This window comes from Trichococcus flocculiformis (assembly GCF_963662535.1).
GTDB classification, from domain to species: Bacteria; Bacillota; Bacilli; order Lactobacillales; family Aerococcaceae; genus Trichococcus; species Trichococcus flocculiformis.
The window spans coordinates 631,320-646,923 of record NZ_OY759718.1 but is presented as its reverse complement, the minus strand read 5'-3'; the positions used below and the strand labels follow the sequence as shown (position 1 = coordinate 646,923).

The following is a 15,604-nucleotide window of genomic DNA, read 5'->3' as shown; positions in this document are numbered from 1 at the left end:
GCGCGAATCTTATTCCTTCACGTATTGGAATGTGTTTTCGCCAAGAAATTCGATCATCAAATCATCGATTGTTCCGTCTTCTTGCAATTGCAGGAAGGCTTCGTCGTATGCGTCGGCCAACGCTTGTTGGTCCTTGTTGAACAACGGCCATGTCGGCAGCGCTTCATAGACGAAGTAGGAAAAATCATCCTTGTATTGGCTGTACGGTGCGCCTTCTGCCAGCACATTCACTTCATAAGCGGTCTTGACGGCGAAGTAGCCGTCATAGCGGCCTTCCAACAACCAGGTGTAGGCATCCGCGATTTCGAATACGTCTGCCGCAGTCAACTCGATCGGCGTATCCGGGTGCTCTTCATTGAATGCTTGGATCACATTGTACTGGGCGTTGTTCGGCGAAATCGGCACTAGGCTCTTGCCGGCAGCCGCGAATGTTTCCAAGTCCGTGATTTCAGCCGCATCTTCCGAACGGATCAGCACGCCGATACTGCTGGCGCCGATGTAATGTTCAGGGAAAATGAATTTCTGTGCGCGCTCCTCGGTGTACCAAGCGCCTTTCGTTCCGACAGCATACTTGCCGGATTCGATCCCGATCAGCAGATCCTCGTCGGAAGTCGGCACATATTCGAATTCATACTGCGGCAATAACTCGTCGATGGCCTTCAGCACGCTGACTTCATAGCCGGTCGATTCGCCGTTCTCATCGACATAATTCATCGGTGCGGAACTTTGTGTATGCGCGACTTTCACCGTAGTCACTTCCACCGCCTCAGCTGCAGAACCGCTCGTTGCTTCGCTTGAAGTTTCCGCTCCGATCTGGCCGCAGCCAGCCAAAAATGCCGCCCCCAATAAACTTACTGTCGTCACTAATCTTTTTCGCTTCATATATTTACTCCTCCTGTATGTTTCCGATTCGTTTAATGGTTCGCTGTTTTTAGAATGGTCGCCTGCACTTTTTGGGCAGCCGCATGGATGCGTTGGTAAAAATCCGGGTTGGCTTCCAATGAAATCGCGCAGCCCGGCGCAAATACGATGCCCGTGTCGCCGGTTTCAGTCAGGACATTCGCCAAGCGATCGACCAGCAAGTCCTCGATTTCCTGCGCCTGATTTGAGAACGTCAGATCGGTTTTTGGCGAGATACCGCCAACCAGCAGTTTATCCGTCAGGGCACGTAGTTTGCGGAAACTTAACCGGGTTGGATCCTCCGCGTGATCGCTGCCGTCTTCCCAGTTGATGGCTTGGACATCGTAATCGATAAAACGCTCCACAGCCAAATCGACATGTCCATGCGCATGCAGGATATTGAACCAGGTACGGTCCTTGATATAAGCCAACAGGTCATCCGTATAAGGTTTGGCGAAAGCGGCATAATCGGCTTCGGATATGTCGCCGCGCTGGCTGTACTGTTCGGCGATGAAGAAGCCGTCCACACCGGCAGCGATCAATTCGTCCACGAACACCTTGTTGGAGGCATGCAGCACATCGAGCGCCGCCTTCAATTCCTCACGGTGATGCTCCAGAAATTCTGCAATCGGGCTTTCTTCCGGTCCGTCGACGATATGCGCGATCGAATCGTTACCCGGCGCAAATTGCTTCACCCATGACAAAGGCGAGAAGACGGTACCGACGACCACTTTTTCGCCTTTGTAGTGCTCCACGATTTTCTTGGCAAAAGTGGCTTCGCGCTGGATCACCGGATTGTCCGCCTTGAGAGGCACCAAACGGGTCAAATCTTCCGCGCTCCGGATCGGATAGTCCAGTATTTTGCCCGCCCATTCTTTCGCATCCGTCGAGAAGGTGATTGGCGTTCCGTAGGCTTCAGCGAAGAATTGGCCTTGCGACATCAGCTTGATCAGGTCCCAATCATTCTCATCCGTGAAGGCGATCGTCGCTTCGGCGAACGCCTCAACATCCCGATCCACCAACGGCATGTGACGCCAACCGGAAATGGCCGGTCTGTCCAAAGGTTGCTTCTTGAGTGCCGCTTCTATTCTTTTTCTTCCATTAAATGTTTCTGTCATGTTATGCATCCTCCTGTTCGATGGGTATCCATGTCTGTGTTGCTTGCGAGCGGTAAGCGGCGGCCAGAATGCGCAATGCCGTTATCCCCTGTTCCGCTGTCACGAAGGGAACTGTATCCTGTTCGATGCTTTCGACGAATCTGTCGACGATCGGTGTCAATGGTTCTGCATAGAAGCCGTCCTGCGAGGGATCATCCAGGTAGGTCTTTTCCCCGTTCTTCCGGTAAAGTGCCACCGGATGCCCGTCCGCATAAGTTACGGCCGTGGCCTTTTCGCCGTAGATGACGGTCTGCCTTTCGTTCGAATAATCAAACCAGTGGGTCAGCAAGGTTCCTTGGATGCCCGAGCGATGTTGGAGTTGCAACACTGCATAATCCTCATAAGGAACCGGGCTTCCGTCCGCCAACTGCTTGCCTTGTGTCGCGGTCTGGGCCAACACTGCAGTGACGGGATCTTCGCTGAATAAGTAGTTCAACAAATCGATACGGTGGACGCCCACCTGCGCCAGAGCGCCGTTCGTATGGCCGATCCGATCGTAGAAATCGGGGACCGCCGTACCCCAACCGTCATTTTCCTGACCTTGGTTGGCCAATGTCGTCCGGTAAGCATGAATCTTTCCGAGTGTCCCTTCCGTCAGCAACTTTTTCAGCAGCTGATGTGCGGGATAAAGTCGTTGGTTATGGATGATCATCAGCTTTTTCCCCGTTTTTTCGGCTGTCTGCTGCATGCGTTCGGCCTCGGCCACCGAATCCGCCATCGGCTTTTCACACAGCACATGCTTACCGGCTTCCAGTGCAGCGATGGTGATGGGGCTGTGCGATTGTTCGTTCGTTGCGACGATAACGGCATCGACCGTTCCGTCTTCCCAGATTTCCTCAAGAGTCCGATAGACTTTTCCGCCGTACTTCTTTTGGAAAGCTTCTGCTTTTGCGATCGTACGGTTATAGAATCCAACCAGATCGACTTTTTCGTTTTTATCGCTTAGAGGGGCGTGCCGCTGTTTCGAAACATCCCCGCAACCGATGATGACGATCCCGACCATGGGACCCCTCCTTCCTGAACTCCGGCTTACCGGAATGGCTATCGTTTTTAAGTATGTGTCTGATTCTAACACGGTGCTTATTTTAAAAATAATACCGATTGTCTATCAGGGTTGACCGACTTTGGCGAACACCGCTCCTGCCGTCCTGTTTTATTTTTGCAGCGACGTCGTTTGTTTGTTGTTTTTGCCTGAGACACCCGCCGCCGTTTGCCTTACCAATTCCAAACGATCCAGTTCAATCTGCGGATCGACAGTGCAATCCGCTCCGATGATGACCCCTGTATCGCCAATTTCGTGGATGATGTCGACCGTGAATTGGGCGATGTCCACCTTGTTCCCCGAGTCCAACAATGTACCGGTGTTATTGTCGAAGCCGCCGATCACCGCTTTGTTGCCGAAGAAATCTTTGCCTTCCTTCAGGCTGATTTTTTCGGTGTGTACCGCCCAGTTGTAGGCTTTTGCTTCATAATCTCGGTAGTACGACAAGTCGTTTTGATGATGCTCATAGCCGCAGATATGAAGGATATTGTAGTCGCTGACTTTGTTCGCCTCCGCCAATACCGCCAATTCACTATGCGCGATATAATTTTGATAGGCTTCTTTGGTCGCAGTGCTGCTTTGGACGTTCTGCACGCTCAGATAGATGCCGTCCGTGCCAGCCTCTTCAATGACTCTCTGGGTCAAAACTGCGATATCCTTGGCGATTTCATTCGCCGCATAAGCAAGGGCTTCCGGTTCGGTTTCGAAGAAGCGGGTAAATTTTTCGGGATCCTTGTCCCACGCTTCGAAGGCAATCCGGATATAGTTCGCCGGCGAAAAGATATTATAGAAAGTTGCGACTTCGCCGTTGAAGGATTCCTTGACCCGTTTCACCGTCTTGACCTGCTCCGTGATCCAAGGGTGATTCGGCCCAACTGCTTGGACGTTGTAGAGGTCATCCGCTATTTCAATCCTTTTTTCCAACAGACTCGGATGCCCGAAAAAGCCATCGCTCATGATCTTCACGAAATCGGGTTTGAAGGCGTCATAGAAATTTTTGTGCCCCGCGATCACTCGATCCAAAATCGATCTGTCCTCCAAACCACGGAATTGAGCATCACCGAAAACAAAGTGAAACCAAAAGCCAACTGGCACACGCTCCGTTTCTTTGTTGTCGAAAGTGTCAAAAATCAATTGTTTTCTATTCGTCTCTGTCATATGTTTTCCTCCTAAAATGTAAAATAAAAAGCCGCCCTTCCTGGATTGTTCCAGAAAGGACGACTGTTAGATCGTGGTTCCACCTTTTTTCGCGAAAAGCTTGCGCTTGCCGCCTCAACCGGTACAGAGCCTTTTGCTGCGCTCGATACCGTTGCCTGACTAACGGGGGCGTCCGGATACGTCTGCAGGAAAATCCCTGTCAACGCATCAACTCCGAGGCCATTTTTCCTGTGCTGCCGTCCGCTCTTTTCCACCGACCAAGAGCTCTCTGCAGGACTATTCAACAAGTACTTTCCTCTTCTTTGCTTTTTTCTGTATGGCTGTGATTCATAGACAAAGTCTACCATCGCAGCCACGGCCTGAAAAGCACACGATTCCGAACAGGATTGACAGGGAAAAGCGAACAGTGGAGTGGCCGGTTGAGTATGCATGCTTGGGGAAAACATGGATAACGGCCAAGTATCCATGTTTTCGAATGCGAAAAGGGCCCAAAAAGATGAATACCGCGAAAGTATTCATCTTTTCGAATGTTTGACCTACATAAAAGATGAATAATATTTATGAATCCATCTTTTCGAGCCGCCGCCTCACGAAAAAGATGGATAACGGCTAGTTATTCATGTTTACGCTCAAAAAAGACGGACGGCCCGCCACAACATCCATCGTCACGCAACAAAAAGTCCTCCCGGTAAAATGCCGGAAGGACAGATTTTTCATCAATTCAATTTGCCTTGCTCGTTCAGTTTGCCCAGGAAATACGGCATCTGGACGCGCCACCATTCCCAGTCGTGGTGAACGTTCTCGCCCCAGAAGTCGATCCAGGCGGGGATGTTCTTGAAGCGCAGGGCTTCTTCGATTTTCTTCGTGTCTTTGATGCTGACTTCTTCCCAGTTGCCTTGGCCGGTCGCAACGATGATGTTTCCGGAACGATATTTATCCAGGAACCAGCCGTCGTTCAGATTCCAAAGGTAGTCGACCGGGGAGTTCTCATAAGCGTTGCGGTCATGGTAGTCTCCAAAGAAGTAACGGACATCGTAGAGCCCGCTCAGCGCGATGACGCTGTCGAAAACGTCCGGATGGCGCAGGTAAAAGTTCAGGCTGTGGTAGCCGCCCATGCTGCAGCCGGTCGCAATCATCGGTCCCTGATGGTTCGTCTGATGCTTGATGTGCGGCACCAGTTCCTCGATGATGTAGCGGTCATAGCGTTCGTGCATGTTGGCGCGGTCGTACGGACTTTTCCATTCGCACAGCCAGGATTCGTTGTCGACGCTGTCCGGCGTATAAAACTGCACCAAGCCTTGGTCGATGAACCACTGGCAAGCTTCAATCATGCCGAAGTCCGCGTATTCGTTGTGGCTGCCTCCGGATGACGGGAAGACGATGATCGGTTTACCAGCATGTCCATAGCGATTGAAACGCATCTCACGGTTTAGGTGACCGCTCCATTGTGATGAATATTCTACGTGCATCTTATTTCCCCCAGTCTATTCGGTTACGGAAATCATGTGGATGATGTCCATCAGTTCTTGATATTCTGCCGCACGGATCACGTAGCCGAAATCCCCCATAATAGCCGCAAAAATCCCCGGCATTTCTTCAAACAGGACCACGTTGCCACCGTAACGGGCCATCACTTCCTCATGTGTGAAGCGGTAAGGATGGACGCCCTTGCGGCTGACGTAGCAGCAGTAATAAGGAAAATGCATCTGCGCCGTGAAATTTCCGGTCGCGACCAGTTCGCCATAAGCGGCATAGAGATCGACGTCATTCGCCCAGTTCCACATGTCCATCGTATGCCCGCCAGGCGGACGCAGGTTGGCCTCCAAGGCAACAAGGCTGCCGTCAGGCAAACGGAAAAACTCAAAATGGAAGAAACGCTCACGGACATTGAAGGCCTGAACGAGCTTGGTTCCGATTTCGCGCAAGTCTTCCGGCATATTGCGGTCGACATAGTAGAACATATCCGCATTCTTTTCGACGATTTCCAACACGGCTTTTTCGTAAACAAGCGTGGCATCAAAAAGGATATTACCCGCGGCATCGGTCAGACCGTCATACGTGACGATCTTTCCGTCGATGAATTCCTCCAGAATGTAGGACTCATAAGGATTCTTCACATGGAAAAAGTGCCCTAGTTCCTCTTCGGAACGGATTTTGTGCGTATCCGCCGCACCAACACCGGAATCCGGCTTGATGCAGACCGGGAACCCGTATTCTTGGCATAACCCGAGGGCATCTTGATAGTCATCGATGACACGCCCGCGTGCTACCCGGATACCGACTTCCTTGAATTTTTCTTTCATGGCGGACTTCAGTTTTACGAAGGCCATATCCTCATTTTTGAAGCCGAACACGTTGAAATCGGTGCGCAGACGCGCATCCTGCGCCAACCAGTATTCATTGTGCGATTCGATTCGGTCCATTTTGCCGTGCTTGTATGTCAAGTAAGCCACCGCGCGCAACATTTCATCATAATTTTCCATATCATTGACGCGGAAATACTCGGTCAGACTCTCGCGCAAGTCCGTATCCAACAACTCGTAAGGTTCGCTGGCGATCCCGAAAACATGCACGCCCGCCTTCTTCAGACCGACCGCGAAATTCTTGAAATTACTGGGAAAATGGGGTGAAATAAATACATAATTCATGCTGATTCCCTTCTCTCTTCCGAACATTAGATTATAATGAGAATGTACCATTATAACGGCAGATTTACAAGCGTTTTTCTGGTGAAAACGAAAAATATTGATACAATCGTGAGGTTTTTCTGATAAGCTATGAATAACTAAAATCCATTTCTTCGAAAGGCGTGAACAGTATGAAAAAGATAAATCGGTTCTCAGCCAAAAGAGCATCCGCCAGGATCATTCGACTCTCATCAGATGCGCGAAGCACCCTTCTTTCCCGACAACAAAATCAGAAAACGAATGATTCGGAAACATTTTTAGCATGTGTGATTGAATCCATGGCTGAATACGACGAAGCTCTAAGGGGATTGATTGAGCGTTAACAACCTCACTTTCTTAAACGAACAGCCATTCCAAATTCAACAGTTCCGGAAAGCTGAGCATCAACCGGTTGACCTGGTCCAAGGTCAGTTCCCCCAACTCCAGTTCACCTGCCCGGATAGCATCCAATCGTTGCCTCGCGACCCCACTCACGAAAGCCAACTCATCTGTCGGTTTGTTGACAAGGAAGATCAGTTCGAACAATGCGCGTTCGACCCGATCCAAGAAAGTATCATAAAAAACCTCACCGATTCCGGTCTTTTTTGCCGATCCGTGCGCTATCTTTCCGCAAGCCGAAAGCATATGGTCGATTGTTTCGTCCGTGTCGGCGTAAAAAATGCGGATCCTTTTCTCATCCATCGAAAACCCAATGTGGTCGACATCACTGAAGTTTGCGGAGATCTTTTCAAAAGCCGCGATTATGCCCGGCATCTGAAGTGTGATCGCCCTCGATATGAGCACATCGTCCATGAACATCCGTTTGGACTGGAAATTCAGGTCCAATGGGAAGCCATTTTTTCGCAACTCAAGCGCTGCCCGATTGATGATTTCGTTGCGGAAATCGATCATGCTGATGACCATATCCGGGTGTTCCCACGTCTCGGTTCCATCAGCTGCCGCCACTTCATCCTCCTCACTGGGATCCCAGACCTTTTCCTCTACATATTTCTCAATTTCCTCCCAGTTATCGGGCATGCCGTAGACCATGACGAACTGCCTGCCTTGGCGGTCCACCGCTTCAACCGTCATCATTTCATGAAAATAATGATAGGCGAAGTCATCCATGAGGGCATATTCGATCCCATCGATTACCCTGGTGCCGTATGTGTTCGCCATGCTTGTGTAGAATTCTGCAGATTCGTTTTCTCCGACATAGAGCTGTTCATCCATCAAATTCAGATAGCGCAGTTCTTGGAAATGCAGTTCCAGGAACGGAAAGCCACCATCCTGAGCAGCCAATTCACTCAATCTCTCTTCAGGTATTTCATAATCGCTCAGTTCTTCCAACAAGTCTTCCCAGTTCATTTCAAAATCAGCTTTTGCCTCAAATTCATGACTCTCAAAAATATTGTCTTCATCCATTATTGTCCGCCTCCCTTTCAACCATGTAACAATGATTCGGAACTGCGCGTCCAGAGTGAATCCCAGAGTTCGTCCGTTTCCGCTTCGGTCAATAGCGCATTTTGATAATCTTCCCAAAAAACAACACTCCGGTCCCAATCCTTGATTTCCGTGAAGGCCCTTGTTTCCTTGCAACTCGGGCAATACATATGTTTGACGTGCCCCAATTTACGCTGCTCTGCTCTTTTGCGGTAAAGCACCATCTGCGCTCCGCATTCTTGGCAGATGAACTTGCTTTGGACCATTCTCTGATCTTTTTTTCTGGTCATTTTCAACACTCCATTCCTCTGAATGACAAATCCGAAGGGACAGTGCTCAAAAAACAAATGGGTATACGAAACGATTGCAACCTTTCGTTATACCTATCATACACCTAGACACACACTGAAACAATTTTGTGAATTCGTCGTCAATATTTCACAAAATTGACTTTCATGCCCCTTGATACGGCCGCTTAAACGGCAACTTTTTATACTGATATAACTATTTTCTGGTATGCTCATCCGCAAAATATCAGGTTGCTTCCCAACCCCATTATTGGTTATGATAGGGATACTAACACCCAAATTGCGGCAATTATTTTTGCCAAGGAGGCTCTTACGTGATTTACGAAATGACGATAGAAAAAAATCTGCTGACCGAACCGATTTCTCACACAATCCGGATTGAGGACAATTCCACATTCGAGCAACTGTATCAAGATATTTTGGAAGTCCTCCAGGAAGAGGCTCCCAAAAATCATTCTTTCCAAATCATACGTTCCAACGGAAAAAAGCAGTCCGGCGTCTCGATTCAGCCGCAACCTGCCTCTGACCAAGTGTCTGAAGATCCCTTTGTTTACAACGAAGACTCTGAGAATACCTCGCTTTTCGATGAAAGATTCTATGAAAATGGCACACCCCTCAAGGACTACTTCAAGAAACCCGGTGACGCGGCAACGTACATTTCCGTTCAGGATATTCCAGATGAATACACAGTCACTTTCAGAAAAACATTAACTCCCGCAGAGGCTATCTTGGCAGAGCTCAACCAACTCATTGAACGGTCTCCCGAACGCGGAGATAGCTATGACATTATAAAAGGGCAGATGGAAGAATTAACACAGCTATTGAATCCATCCTCCCGAAAATCGAAAAAGCCAGCCGCACCTAAGCAGCCACAAATCTACTCCTTCAAGATCACGCTTGAAAACGTCAGAGGCCCGGTCTGGCGGAAGGTGCAGGTCAACAGCTCCAGCACTTTCCTGGAGTTGCACAAAATCATCCAGATCCTGTTCGATTGGCAGGATGACCATCTGCACGAATTCAGGATCCAGAAATCGAACGGCATCCGCCAGAAAAACGTCGTCATCGAATCTGATGAAGAAGCCTCATCCCCCTTCGACAGTCTCTTTTTTGATGATGAACAGACCTACCTCTCCGAAACAGAGGAGCGTCTGCATGATCATTTTCTGGTGGAGAAGGATCAGGCGCGTTACACCTATGACTTCGGCGATGATTGGCAACATAAGATTGTCCTCGAAAAAATTCTCGAGCCCGCAGAAGGAACGACCTATCCGATCTGCACGGCCGCCAAAAACGATGCCCCTTACGAAGACAGTCGTTATGAAGTCATCACCGGAAGTCTCAGCCTCCTCAACAGCGATGCTAAAGGGATCATCGCGGATGTGAATGGGGAACTGGAACGGAGGATGCATAAGAAAAAAATATCTCGGAAGACAAAGTAACAAACTGTGGCGAGGCCGTTTTCCCGAATAGACCCCCTACATTCGAGGATCTCGTCTAGTTATGGAGGAGAACTTCCACAGAAAAAAGCTGATTGCGGATATGCAATCAGCTTTTTTTGTGATTTCGTCCTTCGTTTTGGGTGAATTGACGAATGCTACTGCAACATCCGACAATTCCGTTCCATGCTGTGATCAAATTGTCGAATGATTTCACCTATTCGACAATTTCACCTTACGCTGAGGTTAATTAGTCGAATAGCCGTCCACTATTCGACAATCTCACCCTCCTGTACAGTTTTTTATCGGTGATGAATCGGTGAGCACAGCGATTCACTCCGCATAAGCTAAGACCCGCACCCCTGCGTCTCGATCAAAAAGCAAAAAGCCGATCTCCAAAAGAGACCAGCTTTTTGCCTTTTTCAAATAAGTTTCAAAACGAAATACAGAATAAAGATACCCGTCAATCCGTACATCATTTTTGATACCGCTTGTCGATCACCCGAAAACACTTTGATGAACGTATACAGGATAAACCCCCAGCCGATACCATCCGCGATATTAAACGTCAACACCATCATCAGCACCATCAGGATAGCCGGAAAATATTCCGTGAAATCATCAAAATTGATGCCCTTCAGATTGTTGGCCGCTAACAAGGACCCTACAATGATGAGCAAAGCCGAGATGACCGCCAGCGGGATAAGGGCAATGAAGGGAATCAACGCGATGGTGAACAGGAAATAAACGCCCACCATGAAGGATGTCAATCCGCTCCTTCCTCCTACAGCGATACCTGTAGCGCCTTCCGCACTCGTACAGGTGGAACTACATCCCAGCAAACCGGCAAGCATCACTGATAATGCATTTGATTTAAGTGTTCTTTTCAGCACTTTAGGCTGTTCAGATGTCAAAAAACTGACCTGCGTCCCTAAATTCTGAAAAACGACCAAAATTAAGAGCGAAAATACGGCTACCCAATAGTCCATCAACAGAACACCGGAAAAATCAAGTTGGAAGACAAACGGCTCTAAAGAACCCAGATCGATAAAGGAATAGGAAAATGAGCTGATGTCCGTTACCCCTAAAGCAATGGAAATGAGAACACCGAAAATAATCGTTAATAAAAAATTGCCTTTTACATTTTTGACGAACAGGATCAGCCCGACCAGCAGCGTTGCCAAGAGCGTCAACGGCACTGGTTGAAAAATATTGTTCAGTGCCACGATTGTACCCTCTGAGGATACGATGATGCCGCCGTTCTTCAGGCCAAGAAATATCAGGAAGAAGCCGACTCCCGCGCTCATCCCTTTGATCAAAGTCACCGGGATGGAGCGAAGGAGTTGATCTACCACGTTGAAATGCGTCAACAGAAAAAAGAGCAGCCCGACGATAAAGATAATCGATAAACTTTGTTGCCAAGTAAAAGCAAAGGCACCGACCAAGATATAGGTAAAGAACGCATTGTCGCTCATCCCTGGGGCAAGTATCAAGGGTGAATTGGCATACAGGCCCATCAGAATGTTACTGACGGCCGTTGTCAGTATCGTCGCAATCACAACCGAATTATAATCCATACCGGCTTGAGACAAAATCAACGCATTGACGGCCACAATATACACAATAGAGAAAAAGGAAGTCGCACTCGCCAACAGTTCGGTCCCTGACTGCTCCCCATGGATAAATCCAGGGGGTTCCAAGGGCTGTTGGGACGTCACGGACTGTACTGGCGATATTTCCAAAAAAGTGGAGATGTCGTTTTTCTATTTCCGTTCTATTCCCAAAAGCCCTTAGACTTTCTCAACAAGGCGCCCGATGGCACCATTCGCGTTGAAGGCTCACAGCTGAACCTTTTGGTTGCTCTATCCATTTGTTAAGCTAATTGAAAATCTCGCAGTCCGAAATTGCAGGACTGGCGTCCGGTTGATTGGCAGAGCGTCTGTATGCAGGTGTCGTGGTGCGCCATGAAGGTATCAAACGTCGCGCTACATTTTGTGCGGTCAGTCTCGTTGCGTGTCGGTTGGCTGTTTTTCAGGAGGAACGCACTGTACAGATCCCGTTGGACAAGCTGCCCGGCAACAAAGGTCGTACGTTCATCACGTGTCTTTTTGATATACGTATCGTTTACGTGGTTATACTGGCTGGCACGAAATTTAAAGGTATCCACCTCGTACAGCGCACCCCCTTCTTGGGGTGCTTTTTGCTTCACGATGCCGACCAACATGGCCGGCGCATGATAGCCGATGGACTTGCCATAGCGTTTCTTGCGGTTGAACCGCCCGTTCTTGTTGACGGTCGTTTCTTTAGCCCGCTTCATCAATGCACGGAAAGCCATGTCCTCCACATAAACCTGATTCCCCAGTGCCAGGATGGCATTGGCGGTTTTGTTGTGGGCTTCTTTTAATGCCACCGCCCGACGGCGGTAGCGGTCCTTCAAGCGAAACATTATTTTCATGTAGTTCTTGCTCCGTACCCAGGTCAACTTGACACCCCGCTTGACGGTGCCGTCGACATTAAAGTTGGCGGGGTTGGTTGCGCGGCGACTCCGGTCCAGTTTTCGTTGCAACAGATGAATCGCGTGGTCATAGGACGCTCCTTCTGGAAATAATTCCTTCAAGATGACGCCGTCATCACCTGCCACCGCCACCGTAGAGGTGCCGATGTCGATGCCCACTTCCGCATTCGGAGCGGGTTGTCGGCGGGGCATCCCCGTATTATTGTTGCGTTTCACTGGCGGGTTACCTTCCAGCACCAGTTGCAAGAAGTACTGATTACCGCCCTTGAACGCCTTGCGTACGATGCGGCAATATTTCACCCGGTGCAAGGAAAGGGATTCCTGAACAAATAGGTCGTTGGTACGGATAGTGACGGGCAGAATCAGCCCGTTCCACTCCAAACGGTCGCCTTTGAAGCGCATGCCTGTAGCGTTCGACTTGCCCTCCAATGATTCCAGCTGGCCGAACTTTTTGAAACGTACCTTTTTGCCTTTGCCATACAGAAGGGAGGACACACTTGTCCAGACCGCAGAAGCGATTTTTTGTGCGGTGAAGCTGTCGATATGCTTCTTGTACGCCTCGCGCATCCGTCCGATGTAAGCATGCAAAGCGTATTCCGTCATACCGAAGGTCTTTTGGATCGTTTGCAATTCCTTGTTGCACGCCATCACACGAATCTTGTCGTTTGCTTTGATGGACAAGCGGCGTTCTGCCAGCACGTCTCGGTATCGACGGTTCTTATACAACTCTGTTAGCTGCGTCCGCGCATGGTACAAGACCTTGTTATACAATTTTTCAGCAATTTTGAAACGCTTATCCAGCACTGCTTGTTCATTTTGATGTGTAACAAGTCCCAGCTCTACGACGAATGAAGCTGTTTTGCTTTTAGCCATACGTGTTCCTCCTTTCTTGATGATTGCTTTGCATTTACTGGCGTTGTGAGGTCTTTTGGCTTTGGATGTATTGCTGAATCATTTCAAGCGGTGCCCCACCCACTGTGGAAACGAAATAGCTATTCGACCAAAGCGTGGGTAGCTTCGTCGTCAGTTCCTTAAACTCCTGTCTCAGCACGCGGGAAGAAACTCCCTTGATGCGTTTGACTGCTTTGTGAACCCCGAATTGTGGATCTATATCCAATAGGAGGTGAACGTGGTCTTGCATGATCTCCATTTCCTGAATTTCGACGGATAGACCGGTGCACATCTCTACAATGAGCTCCTTTAAGCGTACCGCTACTGGTCCGACAAGGACCTTTCGCCGATATTTTGGACACCAGACAACATGGTAGGTACAAGAATAAACGATGTTATTATTTGATTTATATTTTTTATTTTCCATATATTGATTATGCAACGAATCACCACATAACACAACTAAGTGCACGTCTTATATCCCCATAGCTAAAGCAAGGGGCTTTACGACGCTCTTTCGGTAAAGAACTCCCTTTCTCTTTCACATGAAAGAGTTCTTGCAATAGTTCCATCATCTCACGCTCGCATCCGGGCAAGCTGCCGCATCGGGAGCCACTCCAATTCCAACAGAGTCCAAAACAATCAAATGTAGTCTTTTACTTTTCACAATTCCCTTCCTTTCTGTTGCTTGCTACAATTCAATCGAACCGTTTCCTCTTCGAAGTGGCTGGGATGTTGAGCTCCGTCCTGTACTTGGCCACTGTCCGCCTCGAGATATCGATTTTCTCTTGGACCAACAGATCGACTATTTTCTGATCGGACAGCGGTTTGTGCTTGTCCTCTTCCTCAATCAGTTTTTGGATCATCTGTTGGACCGACGTTGTGGAGATGGCGTCTTCATTTCCCGATTTGGCTTTCCGGGACAAGAAGTACTTCAGTTCATAGAGACCCGAATCTGTTTGGACATACGTGTCGTTTATTGCGCGACTGATGGTGGATTCGTGCAGATTCAATTCCTCGGCGAGATCTGTTAATTGCAGTGGAACAAGCGGATGCGCTTCATCAAAGAAAAAAGCTGCCTGTCTGTGCACGATTGCCGTACTCACGCGCAAAATCGTTTCACTGCGGAGCGACAAATTTTCCTGCAGCGATTCGTACTCTTTCTTTTTTTCCCTGACATACTTAACGACTTCCTTGTCCTTCATTTGCTCCAGTTCCTCTGCGTAGGCTTTATTGAAGGAAAGGATCGGCACGCCGTAGCGGGCTTCGTTTATCTGAAGTTGTGCATCCTTGATGGTGACAATGATATCCGGTCTGATCGAGATTTGCTCGTCGGCTTGGAATGCTGACCCGGGAGAAGGATTCAGATGCTGGACAAAATCGAAAACGGATTGGATATTTTCTAATGTTACCGCATATCTTTTAGAAATGGCGCCCCATTTTCTGTTGATCAAATCATCAAATGACTCTTCCAACACGATATAAGCGATATCGGGTGCATCCTCCCGCCGTTCCGTCTGCAGCATCAGACACTCCTGCAGGTTACGCGCCCCGATGCCAGGCGGATCGAGTTGCTGCAGCAGTGTCAAGGCATCCATCATTTGGATCGGGGTGGCCTTCGTTTCAGCAGCAGCTTCTTCGATGCTTTTGATGACATACCCCTTATCGTTCAATTGGTTAATCCACCAAACAATCAAGGTGCGGAGGTAGGTATCCCGATAAGTCAGCATAACTTGCTCCGTAATATATTCATAAAGGGATTGTTTACGGTCAGGTATCCAACTCAAATCATTGGCTTGACTGCCGCTTCTGGAAACCCGCGACTCCCTTACTTTCATCTGCAGAAACGGATTATCCAAAACCTTCTGATTCAGATAATCGTGCAGTTCGAGATTTCCTAACTGAAGTATATGGATTCCTTGCAGCATCGTTTGGGAAAGCGTTTGCTTTTGTGTCTGCGTTTGGGTAAGATTTTGGTTTTGGCTTAAGTTCACACATATTCCTCTTTTCTGATTCAACTCTAGTTCGATGATGCATGCACTGACACTATAACATTTTTCGGTAAAAAATGGCTTTATTTTGGCGCAA

Annotated in this window: 14 protein-coding genes and 1 other annotated feature; of the genes, 2 read left to right on the top strand and 12 right to left on the bottom strand. The window is 48.6% G+C overall.

The window, feature by feature from the left end; translation table 11 throughout:
- Positions 1–9: 9 nt before the first annotated feature.
- The 6 genes from ACKPCD_RS03325 to ACKPCD_RS03300 form a co-directional block, all read right to left on the bottom strand.
- On the bottom strand, positions 10–882 hold the full coding sequence (locus ACKPCD_RS03325; protein WP_086990056.1) for a transporter substrate-binding domain-containing protein: 873 nt from the start codon (positions 880–882) through the stop codon (positions 10–12).
- 32 nt (positions 883–914) lie between these two features.
- Positions 915–2,018: a uroporphyrinogen decarboxylase family protein gene (locus ACKPCD_RS03320; protein WP_321433994.1), complete on the bottom strand. Its 1,104-nt coding sequence runs from the start codon at positions 2,016–2,018 to the stop codon at positions 915–917.
- A 1-nt stretch (position 2,019) separates the two neighbouring features.
- On the bottom strand, positions 2,020–3,060 hold the full coding sequence (locus ACKPCD_RS03315; RefSeq protein WP_321433993.1) for a Gfo/Idh/MocA family protein: 1,041 nt from the start codon (positions 3,058–3,060) through the stop codon (positions 2,020–2,022).
- 150 nt (positions 3,061–3,210) lie between these two features.
- Positions 3,211–4,257: a uroporphyrinogen decarboxylase family protein gene (locus ACKPCD_RS03310; RefSeq protein ID WP_321433992.1), complete on the bottom strand. Its 1,047-nt coding sequence runs from the start codon at positions 4,255–4,257 to the stop codon at positions 3,211–3,213.
- A gap of 52 nt (positions 4,258–4,309) precedes the next feature.
- Positions 4,310–4,569, bottom strand: a binding site (T-box leader).
- 404 nt (positions 4,570–4,973) lie between these two features.
- Positions 4,974–5,726 (bottom strand): esterase family protein, encoded by a 753-nt coding sequence (locus ACKPCD_RS03305; RefSeq protein ID WP_321433991.1) that lies wholly within the window; start codon positions 5,724–5,726, stop codon positions 4,974–4,976.
- 15 nt (positions 5,727–5,741) lie between these two features.
- Positions 5,742–6,905: an ATP-grasp domain-containing protein gene (locus tag ACKPCD_RS03300; RefSeq protein ID WP_321433990.1), complete on the bottom strand. Its 1,164-nt coding sequence runs from the start codon at positions 6,903–6,905 to the stop codon at positions 5,742–5,744.
- Positions 6,906–7,075: 170 nt separating this feature from the next.
- Here ACKPCD_RS03300 and ACKPCD_RS03295 point away from each other — a divergent pair, with 170 nt between their 5' ends.
- Positions 7,076–7,267 carry a hypothetical protein gene (locus ACKPCD_RS03295; RefSeq protein ID WP_143148235.1) on the top strand — a complete coding sequence of 64 codons (192 nt, stop codon included), beginning with the start codon at positions 7,076–7,078 and terminating at the stop codon, positions 7,265–7,267.
- Positions 7,268–7,280: 13 nt separating this feature from the next.
- Here the strand turns inward: ACKPCD_RS03295 and ACKPCD_RS03290 are convergent, their stop codons facing one another.
- Both ACKPCD_RS03290 and ACKPCD_RS03285 read right to left on the bottom strand, forming a co-directional pair.
- On the bottom strand, positions 7,281–8,348 hold the full coding sequence (locus tag ACKPCD_RS03290) for a hypothetical protein (protein WP_321433989.1): 1,068 nt from the start codon (positions 8,346–8,348) through the stop codon (positions 7,281–7,283).
- A gap of 17 nt (positions 8,349–8,365) precedes the next feature.
- Complete coding sequence (locus ACKPCD_RS03285) at positions 8,366–8,656, bottom strand: hypothetical protein (protein ID WP_321433988.1); 291 nt, start codon at positions 8,654–8,656, stop codon at positions 8,366–8,368.
- A gap of 332 nt (positions 8,657–8,988) precedes the next feature.
- On the opposite strand from ACKPCD_RS03285, the gene ACKPCD_RS03280 reads away from it, so the two are divergent.
- Positions 8,989–10,113, top strand: a complete 1,125-nt coding sequence (locus tag ACKPCD_RS03280; RefSeq protein WP_321433987.1) for a plasmid pRiA4b ORF-3 family protein — start codon at positions 8,989–8,991, stop codon at positions 10,111–10,113.
- 419 nt (positions 10,114–10,532) lie between these two features.
- Here ACKPCD_RS03280 and ACKPCD_RS03275 read toward each other — a convergent pair whose 3' ends face one another.
- From ACKPCD_RS03275 to rpoN, 4 genes are all read right to left on the bottom strand, one after another.
- The gene (locus ACKPCD_RS03275) at positions 10,533–11,762 is read right to left on the bottom strand and encodes an NCS2 family permease (protein WP_321433986.1); all 1,230 of its coding nucleotides are present in this window, start codon (positions 11,760–11,762) and stop codon (positions 10,533–10,535) included.
- A gap of 221 nt (positions 11,763–11,983) precedes the next feature.
- A complete protein-coding gene (locus ACKPCD_RS03270; protein ID WP_321433985.1) occupies positions 11,984–13,498 on the bottom strand; it encodes a transposase in 1,515 nt (504 codons plus the stop codon).
- A gap of 34 nt (positions 13,499–13,532) precedes the next feature.
- Positions 13,533–13,943, bottom strand: coding sequence for an IS200/IS605 family transposase (gene tnpA, locus ACKPCD_RS03265; protein ID WP_321434533.1), 411 nt, complete (start codon positions 13,941–13,943; stop codon positions 13,533–13,535).
- Positions 13,944–14,214: 271 nt separating this feature from the next.
- A complete protein-coding gene (gene rpoN, locus ACKPCD_RS03260) occupies positions 14,215–15,510 on the bottom strand; it encodes an RNA polymerase factor sigma-54 (protein WP_319995176.1) in 1,296 nt (431 codons plus the stop codon).
- Positions 15,511–15,604: the final 94 nt, after the last annotated feature.

Bases quoted from the DNA above. Each gene is read 5' to 3' on its own strand.
- ACKPCD_RS03325 (WP_086990056.1), bottom strand. From the start codon at position 882: ATGAAGCGAAAAAGATTAGTGACGACAGTAAGTTTATTGGGGGCGGCA.
- ACKPCD_RS03320 (WP_321433994.1), bottom strand. From the start codon at position 2,018: ATGACAGAAACATTTAATGGAAGAAAAAGAATAGAAGCGGCACTCAAG.
- ACKPCD_RS03315 (WP_321433993.1), bottom strand. From the start codon at position 3,060: ATGGTCGGGATCGTCATCATCGGTTGCGGGGATGTTTCGAAACAGCGG.
- ACKPCD_RS03310 (WP_321433992.1), bottom strand. From the start codon at position 4,257: ATGACAGAGACGAATAGAAAACAATTGATTTTTGACACTTTCGACAAC.
- ACKPCD_RS03305 (WP_321433991.1), bottom strand. From the start codon at position 5,726: ATGCACGTAGAATATTCATCACAATGGAGCGGTCACCTAAACCGTGAG.
- ACKPCD_RS03300 (WP_321433990.1), bottom strand. From the start codon at position 6,905: ATGAATTATGTATTTATTTCACCCCATTTTCCCAGTAATTTCAAGAAT.
- ACKPCD_RS03295 (WP_143148235.1), top strand. From the start codon at position 7,076: ATGAAAAAGATAAATCGGTTCTCAGCCAAAAGAGCATCCGCCAGGATC.
- ACKPCD_RS03290 (WP_321433989.1), bottom strand. From the start codon at position 8,348: ATGGATGAAGACAATATTTTTGAGAGTCATGAATTTGAGGCAAAAGCT.
- ACKPCD_RS03285 (WP_321433988.1), bottom strand. From the start codon at position 8,656: ATGACCAGAAAAAAAGATCAGAGAATGGTCCAAAGCAAGTTCATCTGC.
- ACKPCD_RS03270 (WP_321433985.1), bottom strand. From the start codon at position 13,498: ATGGCTAAAAGCAAAACAGCTTCATTCGTCGTAGAGCTGGGACTTGTT.
- tnpA (WP_321434533.1), bottom strand. From the start codon at position 13,943: ATGGAAAATAAAAAATATAAATCAAATAATAACATCGTTTATTCTTGT.